Annotated in this window: 11 protein-coding genes and 1 tRNA gene; 7 read left to right on the forward strand and 5 right to left on the reverse strand. The window is 59.9% G+C overall.

What is annotated here, in order from left to right:
• Positions 1–71 precede the first annotated feature (71 nt).
• Positions 72–1457 carry an anaerobic C4-dicarboxylate transporter gene (locus tag B2696_RS02055; protein WP_276622150.1) on the forward strand — a complete coding sequence of 462 codons (1386 nt, stop codon included), beginning with the start codon at positions 72–74 and terminating at the stop codon, positions 1455–1457.
• 33 nt (positions 1458–1490) lie between these two features.
• Here B2696_RS02055 and B2696_RS02060 read toward each other — a convergent pair whose 3' ends face one another.
• A complete protein-coding gene (locus B2696_RS02060) occupies positions 1491–2294 on the reverse strand; it encodes a class I SAM-dependent methyltransferase (protein ID WP_286953698.1) in 804 nt (267 codons plus the stop codon).
• 37 nt (positions 2295–2331) lie between these two features.
• Here B2696_RS02060 and B2696_RS02065 point away from each other — a divergent pair, with 37 nt between their 5' ends.
• From B2696_RS02065 to B2696_RS02075, 3 genes are read left to right on the forward strand one after another with little or no spacing between them, the layout of a single operon-like run.
• Positions 2332–3765, forward strand: a complete 1434-nt coding sequence (locus B2696_RS02065) for an ABC transporter transmembrane domain-containing protein (RefSeq protein ID WP_286953699.1) — start codon at positions 2332–2334, stop codon at positions 3763–3765.
• Entirely contained in the window at positions 3766–5529 is a 1764-nt protein-coding gene (locus B2696_RS02070; RefSeq protein ID WP_286953700.1) for an ABC transporter ATP-binding protein, read from the forward strand.
• A 23-nt stretch (positions 5530–5552) separates the two neighbouring features.
• Positions 5553–6515: an alpha/beta hydrolase family esterase gene (locus tag B2696_RS02075; RefSeq protein WP_141255883.1), complete on the forward strand. Its 963-nt coding sequence runs from the start codon at positions 5553–5555 to the stop codon at positions 6513–6515.
• Here B2696_RS02075 and B2696_RS02080 read toward each other — a convergent pair.
• Complete coding sequence (locus tag B2696_RS02080; protein WP_286953703.1) at positions 6512–7834, reverse strand: site-specific DNA-methyltransferase; 1323 nt, start codon at positions 7832–7834, stop codon at positions 6512–6514. The genes B2696_RS02075 and B2696_RS02080 overlap by 4 nt on opposite strands.
• A 177-nt stretch (positions 7835–8011) precedes the next feature.
• Here B2696_RS02080 and B2696_RS02085 point away from each other — a divergent pair, with 177 nt between their 5' ends.
• A complete protein-coding gene (locus B2696_RS02085; RefSeq protein ID WP_286953704.1) occupies positions 8012–8191 on the forward strand; it encodes an antitoxin in 180 nt (59 codons plus the stop codon).
• 222 nt (positions 8192–8413) lie between these two features.
• On the opposite strand, the gene B2696_RS02090 is transcribed toward B2696_RS02085, so the two are convergent.
• The 3 genes from B2696_RS02090 to B2696_RS02100 all read right to left on the reverse strand — a co-directional run bounded on the left by B2696_RS02090 (position 8414) and on the right by B2696_RS02100 (position 10144).
• Positions 8414–8487: transfer RNA gene (locus tag B2696_RS02090), tRNA-Pro, on the reverse strand.
• 101 nt (positions 8488–8588) lie between these two features.
• A complete protein-coding gene (locus B2696_RS02095) occupies positions 8589–8993 on the reverse strand; it encodes a YchJ family protein (RefSeq protein ID WP_075729774.1) in 405 nt (134 codons plus the stop codon).
• The gene (locus B2696_RS02100; RefSeq protein WP_286953705.1) at positions 8990–10144 is read right to left on the reverse strand and encodes an alpha/beta fold hydrolase; all 1155 of its coding nucleotides are present in this window, start codon (positions 10142–10144) and stop codon (positions 8990–8992) included. Before B2696_RS02100 ends, B2696_RS02095 begins: the two co-directional genes overlap by 4 nt.
• An 88-nt stretch (positions 10145–10232) precedes the next feature.
• Between B2696_RS02100 and secA2 the strand changes: the two genes are divergently transcribed.
• Both secA2 and odhI read left to right on the forward strand, forming a co-directional pair.
• Entirely contained in the window at positions 10233–12524 is a 2292-nt protein-coding gene (gene secA2 / locus B2696_RS02105) for an accessory Sec system translocase SecA2 (protein ID WP_286953706.1), read from the forward strand.
• A gap of 100 nt (positions 12525–12624) precedes the next feature.
• Entirely contained in the window at positions 12625–13062 is a 438-nt protein-coding gene (gene odhI, locus B2696_RS02110) for an oxoglutarate dehydrogenase inhibitor Odhl (RefSeq protein ID WP_075729777.1), read from the forward strand.
• Positions 13063–13203 lie beyond the last annotated feature (141 nt).

Consider the following 13203-nt stretch of genomic DNA (forward strand, 5'->3'; position numbering starts at 1 on the left):
CGTGTGCAATGCTTTTGGATAGCTAATCTTGAGAAGTCAGCCATAGTGCTATCAATCTAGAAAGGCTTCTCATGTTAGCCTCGCTCCTCGATCCAACCTCCGGCGTTGCGATCGTCTTGCAGATCATCATTATCCTCGGAGCCCTGCTCTTGGGCACGAGGTACGGCGGGCTTGGCCTTGGTCTTATCTCCGGCATCGGCCTGCTCATCATGGTATTCGTCTTTGGGCTGCCGCCCGGCAAACCACCCGTCGACGTCATGCTCACCATCATCGCGGTCATCGGCTGTGCGGCTACGCTCCAACAGGCCCGCGGACTTGACGTGATGATGCAGTTCGCGGAAAGAATACTGCGTGCACACCCGGAGAGGATCACTATCCTCGCCCCACTGACCACCTGGTTCCTTACCGTGCTTTGTGGAACTGGCCACGTGGTCTACACCATGTTTCCCATCATCGAGGATATTGCCTTGAAGAAGGGCATTCGCCCCGAGCGCCCCATGGCGGTGGCCTCGACCTCCGCGCAGATGGGTATTACTGCCTCGCCGGTCTCGGTGGCTACGGTCTCCCTCGCCTCCATCATCGCCGAGGACGCAGGGGTCACCCACGTCTCCTATTCGATTCCGCAGATTCTCATGGTGGCCATTCCGGCCTCCCTTTCAGGCGTCATCTTGGCCGCATTGTGGTCTTTGCGTCGTGGCAAAGACTTGGACAAGGATCCTGCTTTCCAGGAACGGATGAAGGACCCAGAGTTTGCCTCCCACATTGCGGAGTCGGGCGAGTCTTTGCTGGGTAAGGTCTTTCCGCCCGCTGCCAAGCGAGCGGTAGTAGTATTCCTCACCGCGATTGCAGTCGTGGTCATTCTCGGAGCCTTTGACGCCTTGCGCCCATCCTTCCCGGACGCGGATGGAGAGATGAAGCGCCTGTCCATGAACTTGGTCATCCAGATGGTCATGCTGGTAGCCGGCGCCGTGATCCTCATCTTCTGCCAGGTAGATAATAAGAAGATTGCTTCCACCCCGGTGTTCAAGGCCGGCATGACCGCAGTATTCTCCGTGTTCGGTGTGGCGTGGATGGCTGATACCTTCTTCGAGGCGCACATCGACGCCCTCGAGTCCAGCCTGGGAGGCATTGTGCAGGCGGCGCCTTGGGCCTACGCAATCGTCCTACTCATCGTGTCCAAACTGGTTAACTCTCAGGCTGCTGCGCTCGTTGCCATTGCCCCCATTGGCTTGTCTCTCGGCATTGACCCAGCGGTCATCGTCGGCTTCTACGGTGCGGCCTACGGCTACTTCATTCTGCCGACTTATCCCTCGGACCTGGCTTGTATCGGCTTCGACCGGACAGGAACCACGCGGATTGGCAAGTTCGTTATCAACCACTCCTTCATCATCCCGGGAGCGATCTCGGTATTCACCTCTTGCGTTGTGGGTTCCATCTTGGCGCAGGTATTGCTTTAAGTTCTTCCGCCGGCCGCGCACCAGTGCGCTGCCTTATTCTTCCCGTACCAAGACGAAAGCATCCGTCCGGTACGGGATGTGCAGTTTTTCTTCCTCACTAAAACCCATGTGCTCGTAGAGGTACCAATTGAGGTTATTCGTCATGCGTTCGCGGATGCGCGCAGAGTTGCGCAGCCAATAAGAGCGGGTATGCATGAGTGCATGCAGCTGGGCTGGGCTTAAGAGGTGGTCCCATTTTAGACGCAGGGTGTTATCTATGCGCCAGGGCTTGGACACCTCTGGCAAGAAGCCGGGGCGCTGAATATCGCCGGAGTGCATGATGCGGGCCAAGCGCAAGATCCAGGGATCATCCTCTACCGCCAAAGTATTCCAAGCTAAAAGGATCACACCGCCGGGGCGGAGAATTCGGTCGAATTCGGTGCTGGCGGCAGCGACATCGACCCAATGCCACGTCTGCGCGCAGGCCACGGCGTCGAGGGAATCTGGGGCCAGCGCGGTTGCTTCTGCGGTGGCCCTCCACAGCGGGTAGTTAAGGCGCTGGCGGAATACACGCGCCATGTCTCCAGAAGGCTCGCAAGCAAAGACCCGCTCATTACGCAGCGTGGCCGTGAACTTTCCCGTTCCGGCACCTACATCGAGCACAGTTCTAGCACCGATGATGAGTTCTGCGACTTCCTGCGGATAGCCGGGGCGAACGTCATCGTAGGTATCCGCGCCAGCGCGAAATGCTTGCGCAGAGCGCTGGCGCAGGCTGGGATCGCCAAAGCTCGGGCCCTCTTTCTCCGAGGGTTTTCGGTAGCTGGGGAAGTGGGCAGTATTGGGCACGTGAGTCGACATACGCGTTATAACTTAGCGTGAAATACAATGGTCTACCATGCCGACACTTCCTGCACCCGACGATCCCCGCTGGCTTCTCAAAACCGTGTTCTCGCGTCGGTCGTGGACCATTCCAGCGGCTGTCCTCATGTCGATCTCTTTTCTCTGCAACGGAGTAACGCCAGTGATCGTGGGGCGCGCCATCGATGATGCTATTGCGCGTGGAGAGGTCAGTTCTCTAGTAAAATGGCTGCTAATTTTGGTGGCCGTATTCGCCGTCAATGCCTTGGCAGCCTGGTGGGGACGCGGTTTCTTCAGCAGGGCCATGCTGGTCATCGGACATGACCTGCGCATGGAGGTCACTGATCGCATCCAAGACCCCCGCGGCATGGCGGGACAGCGCCGGACAGCGGGGGAGCTATTGTCCATCGCCTCCTCGGATACGCAACGCGTTGCAGATGCCGTTTTGATGACAGTGTTTCCCGTCGCGGAAGTGTGTGCGATTGTCTATGTCGCTGTCATGACTGCTCGTATCAATATCTGGCTGGGCATAGCGATTTTCCTCGGGGGACCGCTGGTGGTGTGGATTTCACTGCGGGCGGCAAAACCCTTGCGTAAACGCTCCACTCGCAGGCAGGCTGCCCTGGCACGGGCCTCTGCCATGGCCACTGATGTGGTCCAAGGCCTGCGCATCCTGAAGGGCTTGGGAGCCATCGATACGGTCCGTGGTCGCTACCAGAGCGTTTCTGATGAGGCCTATGAGAAAACGGTGGAGGCCAACGGCGCGCGTGCCCGCCTCAACGCCACCACCGATGCCACCGGTTCCATCTACGTCATTGCCGTGGCCCTAGCCGCTGGCGCGCTAGCCCTAAGCTCGCGCATGAGCGTGGGTGAACTCATCACTGTTGTTGGCTTGACACAGTTCGTCATCACGCCGATGACCATGATGGGCAAGAACATCGCCTCGCGGTGGGCGGCGGCGCAGGCCAGCGCGAGGCGGATCACGGATGTGCTTCTTAGCCCTCCCGTTAGCCATGGGCAGCCTTCCGAACCGGCATTAGATTCAGGAATCACGGTCATCAAGGACCACGTTCCGGAAAATCTCATCTATCTCCCGCGCGAGCGCTTCATCGTCTCCCCGCACTCGGCCGACCTTTTTGAAGGCAGCATCCAAGACAATATTCACCCCGAGTATGACGTGGCCCAGCGCGCACTGTATGCGGCAGCGGCGGAAGATATTCCAGGAGGTTTGGAGCGCCAGGTAGGGGAGAACGGAGGAAGCCTGTCAGGTGGCCAGCGCCAACGCGTGGCTCTGGCACGGGCAGTAGCCGCGGACCCGGAAGTGCTTATCCTGCAGGATCCGACCACCGCCGTCGATTCCGTCACGGAGCAGACCATTGCTGCGCGTGTTAGTGCGGCCCGGGCAGACAAGTCCACCATTGTCTACACCTCGGCTCCGGCCTGGTGTGCTGTTGCGAAAGGAGCCATGTAGATGCGTTTTCCCACCGCCCAATGGTCACAGGTGTGGCGCGTAGTAGGCCAGCAGCTCTCCCACCTGCCCGGCGCGCGTCGGCGCTTTTTCCTAGCCTTAGCGCTGCTCACACTCGGTGCTGCGGCCAATATTATGATTCCTCTGCAGCTGGGAAAGATAGTTGATGAGGTTATCGCGGCGGGCGAGCCCGCTCAGGGCCTGTTTGCAGCTCTAGGTTCAATTGCAGGAGGACTCATCGCAGCAGCGGTGGCGGCCGCAGCTTTTTCCGCCGCCGGATTCTACGTGCTCTCACGCATGACGGAGCGAATTATCGCCAACCTGCGCGAGGAGATGGTCGGCACGGCGTTGAGTCTACCTGCCCATCGCGTTGAGGAAGCAGGTTCGGGTGACTTGGTCTCACGCTCCACGGATGACGTGGCAGAGCTTTCCTCTGCGGTTACAGAGACTGTTCCGGTACTCGCTAGTTCGGCTTTCGCCATCGTGACTACTGCCGTGGCGCTGGTCGCCATGGACTGGCGTTTCCTCCTCGTCGTTGCCTGCGCGGTGCCGGTCTACGCATTGGCGGCACGCAACTACCTCAAGGCAGCCCCGCAGCGCTATGCCAACGAGCGTGCTGCCATGGCGGATCGAGCCCGGCGCGTGTTGGAGGCCATCCGTGGACGCCATACGGTGCGTGCCTATCGTATGGAGCCGCTGATGCACGAGCGCATCCGTGAGGCTTCAAGCACCGTCGTCAAGCATGGTTATCATGCCCGCCGCACGATGATGGTGCTGCAGCTGTGGCTGACCACGGTGGAACTATTGATGCTTTCTACCGGCCTCATCATTGGCTACCTAGTTGTGCAATCCGGTGCCCTGAGCGTGGGCGCGGTAACTGCTGCGATGCTCATGCTCATACGGCTGCGTGGGCCGCTCATGGGGCTGATGCGGGTGCTCGATACCATTCAGTCAGGCTATGCCTCCCTCGCGCGCATTGTGGGCGTCGTGGCGGATCCCCCGCTTCCCACTCCTGCCTCTGGTGCTCCCGCTCCGGGTGGCAGGGCCCGCATGGATGATGTTTCCTTCCGATACGACGACAAGGGCTGGGCGGTCAAAGACCTCAGCCTGGACATCAATCCTGGTCAGACAGTGGCGCTTGTCGGCGCTTCCGGTGCGGGGAAGACCACCGTGGCGGCGTTGTTGGCGGGAATGCGGGTGCCAGATTCGGGAGAGGTCACGGTTGATGGTGTGCGCGTTTCGGCGCTTTCCGACGCCGAGCGCATCGCCCGCCTGGCCATGATCTCCCAAAATGTTTACGTGTTTTCCGGGACACTCAGGGAGGACTTGGCCCTAGCGCGCCCCGGCGCGAGCGACGAGGAGATGATAGATGCCCTGCAACGCGTGGGGGCCGGCTGGTTCGAGGAACTGGCCGATGGACTCGACACAGTTGTCGGGGCACGCGGTCTGCAACTCGAGCCCGTGGAGGCGCAGCAGTTGGCTCTGGCGCGTATCCTCCTGCTTGATCCGAAGATCGTGGTCATGGACGAGGCCACGGCTGAGGCCGGTTCGGTGGGCGCTGGCGCATTGGAGGGCGCGGCCCAGGCCGTTACCAGTGGACGCTCCGCGCTGGTGGTTGCGCACCGCCTCGATCAGGCAGCGCGTGCGGATCGGGTGCTGGTCATGGAGGATGGTCAGGTGGTAGAAGAAGGAACCCATTCGCAGCTGTTAGATTATGGTGGCCGCTATTGTGAATTGTGGGCGGCGTGGCAGAAGGGACGTGAGTGAGCAGGACGATGGTGAGCTTAAATATGAAGAAAGCCACGCGGGCATGGGGCGGCGTTATCTCCTTGTGCCTGCTTGCCGCCGGCATTGCCTCCTGCGCCAAGGCAGAGGCGCCGACGGAAGCCGCGTCCGCCGGGCAGTGGAATAAGGCCTCCGCGCTGGGTATCCCTACCTCCGCTCCTTTGGTTGGTCCCGGACCCGGGGAATCGAAGACCATCAATCTTCCTTCGGGACGCAACTACATTCTGCACGTGCCGAAAGACTATAGCGAAGACCAGCAGTGGCCCGTTGTCATGGTCTTTCATGGTCTAGGGGATACCGCAGCCAATACTCAGGCCTATAGCCTGCTCGATAGCGCTGAGGCGCTCGTGGCTTATCCCCAAGGGATAGAAAAGGCCTGGAGTCCTGCCCCCTACGCCAAGACCACTGGTGAGGAGGACAGGGCATTCGTAGCAGACATTCTCGATACAATCCGCGCTACCTACAGGGTGGATGATGCGCGGGTCTTTGCCACCGGCCTGTCCAACGGTGGAGGCTTCGCGGCATACTTGGGCTGCACAATGCCGGAAGTATTCCGTGCTGTGGGCACCGTTTCTGCCGCCTATTACGATGCTATTCACCAAGGCTGCTCTGATGAGCCAGTCGCACGCTTTGATATCCACGGTACGAATGATCCGGTGGTGGACTACCACGGCGGAACTCGTCACGACACACACTATAACTCCGTCGACGAGGTCATGCAGCAAGACGCCAAGCGTAATCGCTGCACCGGCGGGGTGCGCACCAGCCGCCTAGTTAACAATGCACTAGAGCTCAACTGGACTAACTGCGAGGAGCCGCTCCAACACATTCGTATCGCCGGCGGCGGGCACGTGTGGCCGGGTGGCGAATATGACAAAGACCAGGAAGTCGGCAAAGGTTTTGCCACCGACCGAGTCCTCGATTTCTTCGGCATTCCCGGCCGGCCCAGTGGAACGCAGCAAACCTAGCCTGCGGGAGCTATCGGCGCCTGGCCCCACGTGTCGAAACTAGCGCCAGGTAGTGCGGCCACCCGCGCTATACAGATCTGCGCGAGGTCCTCCAATCCGGCGCGGGCCGCAGTGCTCGTGGGATGAGTGGGCTGGGGGATTTGTACTAAATGGAAACTGCGGGTTCCGCCATCTTCTGCGTTGAGCTCGACTACCGCTTGTGCGGTGGTGCCCGAGCCTGCAAAGAAGTCGAGGACAACCGCGTCAGAACCTGCACCGATGGCGATGAGATGCTTGATAAGGCGCACCGGTTTGGGGAAGTCGAAGACGCCTGCCAAGCCTAAAGCCTCCTCCGCGTCACGCCTACCAGTGCGCGTGACGCCGAAGCGCTCCCCATCGAGGATGGAGCGCGGCCGCGCACCTTTCTTTTCATAGTTCTTGGTGTAGACAAAACCCCGGCGGAAGACCAAGTCTGCGTGATTGTGGGCAACCTTGTCTCGTCCCCACCGCCACCGCGCTACCTTTTCCCCTTCGCCGGGTTGATCCGGCCAGTACTCCCGGCCATCCGGCCCTCTGATGGGAAAGTCAAGGGTGGGCAAGTATCCCAGCGTCTTGGAATCGAGGCGAACTAGTGAATAGTTGCCCCGCTCATCGCTGTGGTTGTATTTGGTGGTAGGCCGCGCACCGAAGTCCACGTTAAAGCCCGGATTATCCGGCGAGGCTGCGTAGCACAAGACATATTCGTGCTCGACTACGGCGTACTTGGAATCATTCTTGCCCGTACCGGCCTTCTTCCAGATGAACTGGCCTGCGAAGGCTTCCTCCCCGAATACCTCATCGAGAACCTTGCGCAGGTTAGCGCACTCAAACTCACCGATGGAGACGAAGAGAAATCCGCTGCTACGCAGCAGACTTCGTGCCAAGATCAAGCGGGGCAGCATCAGGGAGAGCCACTCGGAGTGCCACTGGGCATAGCTCTTCGAGTTCATGTGACGCCGGGATCGGAAATTATCCCGGAAGATAAAATCCTTGCCCGTGTTATATGGCGGGTCGATATAAATGATGTCTGCGCGAAAGCCCTCACCGTGCAGGTGCTTGAGGGCATCGAGGTTATCGCCGATGAAGATACGGTTACTCCCTGCAGCTGTGAAGTCCTGTGAGGCGCCACCGCTAGTGCGCGGATGGTGGGAAAGGCACTGAAATTCAACGACACTGGGCGCTGTCGCCGCCGCCCGCGCAGCATCTTTTCCTGGCCACACCAAGCCGAAAAAAGCGGGGGCCTCGGAAGGGGCGGTCGTGCACGAAGGGTGCGACTCCTTCGCATTAGTGGTTGCTTTCATCGTCGTTGCTCCCCTTTCGCTTGCACACCACGCTAACATTATGGCATTGTGGCTAAAAACCGGCTAATAAAACGTTCTTAACAGGAAAGATCCACTATTAGCTGGGTAAGGTTGAGCCTGGAGCAGCCTAGGCTGGCTCTTCAGAAGCTAATTTTCAATCTATGACGGAGGAATACCGTGGGAATTTTCGATAAAGCCAAGGAAGCGCTGAACTCTGATAAGGGCGAGGAGATCTCCGACAAGGTTCTCGATAAGGCATCGGAACTTGCCAAGGGCACACTGGGCGAGAAGTACAGCGACAAGATCGACGGCGCTCGCGATAGCATCGACGAGAAGATCGGCAAGAACGAAGCTTAAGCTCCGCCAAAAACGGTATAGGGACAGCCTTTGTTTAGGGGGAGGTTCTTTCGAAACGCGGTGGATCCGCCGTTCACGGTAAATAGTGGCCCAGTTTTTCAATCTCGCGGCCACTGTTTGCAGTGAAAACCACCATGGGAGGCATGAGCCTTATCCCCGCCCCGTAGACCCACTGGATTAAGAAAAGGTCAAGGCGAAATCTTGCCTTGACCTTTTAGTCTGTCGGACTAACAGGATTTGAACCTGCGACCCCTACACCCCCAGTGTAGTGCGCTACCAAACTGCGCCATAGTCCGCCGTCTGTCCTTTAAGAACGCGACTGCACTAGATTACAACACTGTCATTGGATACTCCCAATCACGTGCCTGAAGTGCGCAAACGTGAGAGTTGTGACTCTTCAGGAGCTCTCAGTCTCGGCGTAGTAGATCCAATTCCCGTTTATGCGGTGGAAGCTCGAACGCTCGCGCTGGGAGCCGGTGGCGGCGCCTTTGTAGAAGGCCTCAAACTCAACGATGCCCGTGCTGTCGAGCAAACCGCCACCAACGGTATCGAGGATGTCGAGGCGATAGAAGCGCAGATCACTGGCGTCTAGGTGCAGCGCTGTGGGACGAGTGTCGGCGTCCCAAGTGCGCAGTAGATAGTCCTCATCGCCGGTGACGAAGGCACTAAAGCGCGAGCGCATCAGCGCCTCAGCTGTGGGAGCAGGAGCGCCGGCATGGTACTTCCCGCAGCACAGTCCAAAGTTCAAGCCACTGCCACAAGGGCAGCGCTTGATCCCATCGAGCGGAGAGAGTGCAGTCATTTCAGGGTGTCCACGATGTGGGCGTCGTGGATGAAGGATTCGACCGCGGAGGTCTTAGAAGCAACAAGCAGGGCGCGGCGTTGCTCGGGGCTGAGCGTGCCTTTGAGCTCGATGCGCCTTTCGAAGACGGTGTCGTGGATGTGGGTAATCTCCACCACGACATCGTCAAGCGGCAATCCCTTCGCGGCCTCCTTGATGGCCTGGGTGGTGGCAGCGGCAAGTGCTGACATGAAGAGGCCTTCTGCCGTTATTCCTTGGCCCTTGCCGCCATCTTCCTTGCGGCGATCCACCTTGACGTCGCGGTCATTGCTGCGAACGACGACGCCGAGCTTGGTTCCTACGGCTAGGTTCGCGCGGGCTTGAGAGGCGCTGACCTCCGGGGGCGTGTAGTCAGGCACGATGAATTGTTCAGCCCAGGCGCCAATGAGGTCCGCGGCACGGGCGGCGGCACCCTGCTTGGTCAGCAGGTGATCGGCCTTGTCTAAGGCCACGAGTGACTTGGGGTAGCGGGTCTTGAGGAAGATATTCTGCGCGTTGTCGATTCCGACAGTGGTATCGACCGGGGAGTGCAGTACCATCAGCGGCTTGCGGAGCTTGTGTAGATACTCTTCCGGGTTGGTCTCAGCGAGATCCTCGAGGAAGTGCCGGGAGATGGTCAGGGAACGGCCTCCGAGAACGACCTCGACCTCGCCGTGGGTATCGACCTCGCCGATCTTGTCGGCGTAGTGCAACACCGAGTGGGCCGGATCGAAAGGGGCGCCCAAGGTCGCCACGGCGCGCAGGGAGGGCAGGCAGCTGGCCGCGGCCAACGCCGCGGCGCCACCCAGGGAGTGGCCCATAAGCAGCTGCGGGGCCTGATAATTCTCCTCGAGCCACTGTGCGGCGGCGCAGATGTCGCGTACGTTTTGGCTGAAACTGGTCTCCGCAAAGTTGCCCGCAGATTGGCCGAGTCCGGGGAAGTCGAAGCGCAAGGTGGCGATGCCGAAGTTCGTGAGTTGCTTGGAGGTACGAGCGGCGCCGGGGGTGTGGCGTGAGCCTGCGAAACAATGAGCAAAGAGTGCAAATGCCTTGGGAGGTGCGTCGGGGAAATCGATGGTGCCGGCCATCTCCGTCCCGGTGCTGGACGGGAGCTTAAGGTTCACGGATTGCATGCGACTAAGGATAGCCAGCCTAGTGCCCCATAGCTACAACACGGTCAACTACAGTCAGAAGCGTTACATCACGAGGAGGAATGAGACCATGGGCGCATTCAATTGGTTTTGGAAGGCGATGGGGGCGCAATCCGAGCGCAATGATAAGAAGTCCAAGGCCATAGTGGAGGATTCCGCCGCGGCTCACTCCCGGCTGCGTGATCTTAGCGACGAGGAGGTGGCGCAGCTCGCCCGCGGGGCTGTGTGTGGCGGCGAGGTTAAGGATAAGCCCGCTCTCTTGGCCTGCCTAGCCGTGGCTGCTGAGCGCAAGCTCGGGCTAGTTCCATTCAACGTGCAATCCCAAGCGGTGCTTCGCCTCTTAAGCGGGGACGTTATTCAGATGGCCACGGGAGAAGGCAAGACCTTGGTCGGGGCGATGGCCGCGACGGGCTTCGCACTCACGGGCCAGCGCGTTCACCTCGTCACCGTCAATAACTATCTCGCGGTGCGCGACGCGGAATGGATGCGCCCACTGGTGGAGTTCTTCGACCTGTCTGTGTCATCGGTCACCGAGAAGTTGGCACCGGGCGCCCGCCGCGAGGCCTACTTGGCTGATATTGTGTACGCCCCAGTCAACGAGCTCGGTTTCGATGTTTTGCGTGATAACCAGATAAGTGATCGCTCGCAGACTGTGCAGGCCCCGGCCCAGGTGGCCTTGGTCGACGAGGCAGATTCCGTGTTGGTGGATGAAGCACTCGTTCCCTTGGTCTTGGCCGGCAGCCGCCCGGGAACCGATCCCACGGGGCAGATCACAGCGGTCGTCGCGCGGCTTAAGGAAGATAGCGACTTCCGCGTGGCCGAGGATGGGCGCACCGTGTCCCTGACGGAGGATGGCGCGGGCAAGGTCGAGCGCGAGCTGGGAATAGATTCCCTCTACTCGGAAGAAAACATTGGCGCCATCTTGGTGAAGGTCAATCTCGCGCTGCACGCGCGAGCCCTGCTCATTCGTGACGTCCACTACATCGTGGTCGACGGTGGCCTGCAGCTTATCGACGCCTCCCGCGGCCGCGTCGCAGACCTACAGCGCTGGCCAGACGGCCTGCAGGCGGCCGTCGAGTCCAAGGAGGGCCTCGAGGTCTCCGACGGGGGTCGCATCCTCGATACGCTCACCTTGCAAGAACTCATGCGGCGCTACCCGCGGGTGTGTGGGATGACTGGCACGGCGGTCGAGGCAACGGACCAGCTGAGGCAGTTCTATGGGCTCCATGTCTCCGTCATCGATCGCAACAAGGAATTGCGTCGCTTCGACGAGGCGGATCGTATCTACGCCACCTTGGCGGAGAAGTATGCCGCCCTCGTTGAGGAGATCGCCGCGATTCACGCCACGGGACAGCCCGTCCTCGTGGGCACTCACGACGTCGCTGAGTCGGAGGAACTAGCTGAGGCGCTGCGCGCTCGGGGCATGGATCCAAGCGTTCTCAACGCGAAGAACGATGCTGAGGAGGCGCGCATTGTAGCCGAGGCAGGAGACATCGGGCGCGTCACCGTCTCCACCCAGATGGCTGGTCGCGGAACGGACATCAAACTAGGTGGGGCCGACGAGGCGGACCACGACCGTGTGGCCGAGCTGGGAGGCCTGGCCGTTATCGGCACGGCGCGTTATCGAACCTCCCGATTAGATAATCAGCTGCGGGGCCGAGCCGGACGCCAGGGTGATCCCGGCCTTTCTCTGTTCTTTGTCTCCTTGGAGGACGACGTAGTGCGCCAAGGTGGGGAGGGCGAGGAACTACGGGTTCAACCCGGTGCAGATGGGCGCATCGAGTCCAAACGGGCCCAAGAATTCGTGGCACACTGCCAACGGGTTACCGAGGGGCAGTTGCTAGAGATTCACGCTCAAACCTGGAAGTACAATCAGCTGCTCGCGGATCAGCGCATCATCATCGACGAGCGCAGAGCCCAACTCCTCGATAGCGATGCCGCGTGGCAGGAACTGGAAAAACGCGCGCCGCAGCGGGCAGCCGAGTTGGCGGACGTGCCGCTAGAGACGAAGATCACCGCCGCACGTGAGATCATGCTCTTCCACCTCGACCTGGCGTGGGCCGATCACCTCGAGCTCATGGATGATGTCAGGGAGTCGATCCACCTGCGTGCCATCGCCCGGGAGACCCCCATTGATGAGTACCACCGGATTGCTGTCAGGGAGTTCAAAGAGCTTGCCCAGCGCGCTGTCGACGACTCAGTGGAGACCTTCCAAAAAGTGAGGATTGACACTGACGGCGCCCACCTGGACGAGGAGGGACTCGCGCGACCGTCCGCTACCTGGACGTATATGGTTTCGGATAACCCCCTGGCGGGGGCGGGCAATTCGGTGCTGAGCAGCATCGGTAATATCTTTCGGTGAAACAAATTAGCAAGCGATGACCATAGCCCAGGCTTAATCGCTATTATTGGTATAAGTCATTAAACGATCGGAATAGTTTCCGAAAAATTCGGAGGTAACAATGAGCGAGAAGACCGGAACCCCGGAACCACAGGTTGAAACCACTTCTGTGTTCCGCGCAGATCTCTTGAAGGAGATGGAAAACGGCGCGGCGGCAGATAGCACTGCCACCTCCGCAACGGGCATCGAGAACCTAGGGGAGGGGCAAGCATTGCTCGTCGTCAAGCGGGGCCCCAATGCGGGAGCCCGCTTCCTTCTTGATCAGCCGACCACCACCGCGGGACGCCACCCAGAGGCTGACATCTTCTTGGATGATGTCACCGTCTCACGCCGTCACGCAGAGTTCCGCATCAATGATGGCAAGTTTGAGGTCGTTGACGTGGGATCCCTCAACGGCACCTACGTTAACCGCGAGCCGCGCAACTCGCAGGTCCTTGAGGTCGGGGACGAGATCCAGATTGGCAAGTTCCGGCTAGTATTCATCGCCAACGAGAAGTAGTAACCTGTGAGTCACAGACCCTAGGGTGATGAGGGGCACGCCACGGGCGTGCGCCTTCCCAAGCATAATGACCCCAACTATCAGAAGAGCTACAAGAGACACATAGTGAGCGCAGCAGCCCGAAACGCAGCACCGAACCCA

This window comes from Corynebacterium sp. UBA4397 (assembly GCF_002390965.1).
GTDB lineage: Bacteria > Actinomycetota > Actinomycetes > Mycobacteriales > Mycobacteriaceae > Corynebacterium > Corynebacterium flavescens.

Bases quoted from the DNA above. Each gene is read 5' to 3' on its own strand.
- B2696_RS02060 (WP_286953698.1), bottom strand. From the start codon at position 2,294: ATGTCGACTCACGTGCCCAATACTGCCCACTTCCCCAGCTACCGAAAA.
- B2696_RS02080 (WP_286953703.1), bottom strand. From the start codon at position 7,834: ATGAAAGCAACCACTAATGCGAAGGAGTCGCACCCTTCGTGCACGACC.
- B2696_RS02070 (WP_286953700.1), top strand. From the start codon at position 3,766: ATGCGTTTTCCCACCGCCCAATGGTCACAGGTGTGGCGCGTAGTAGGC.
- B2696_RS02075 (WP_141255883.1), top strand. From the start codon at position 5,553: ATGAAGAAAGCCACGCGGGCATGGGGCGGCGTTATCTCCTTGTGCCTG.
- secA2 (WP_286953706.1), top strand. From the start codon at position 10,233: ATGGGCGCATTCAATTGGTTTTGGAAGGCGATGGGGGCGCAATCCGAG.
- odhI (WP_075729777.1), top strand. From the start codon at position 12,625: ATGAGCGAGAAGACCGGAACCCCGGAACCACAGGTTGAAACCACTTCT.
- B2696_RS02100 (WP_286953705.1), bottom strand. From the start codon at position 10,144: ATGCAATCCGTGAACCTTAAGCTCCCGTCCAGCACCGGGACGGAGATG.
- B2696_RS02055 (WP_276622150.1), top strand. From the start codon at position 72: ATGTTAGCCTCGCTCCTCGATCCAACCTCCGGCGTTGCGATCGTCTTG.
- B2696_RS02095 (WP_075729774.1), bottom strand. From the start codon at position 8,993: ATGACTGCACTCTCTCCGCTCGATGGGATCAAGCGCTGCCCTTGTGGC.
- B2696_RS02065 (WP_286953699.1), top strand. From the start codon at position 2,332: ATGCCGACACTTCCTGCACCCGACGATCCCCGCTGGCTTCTCAAAACC.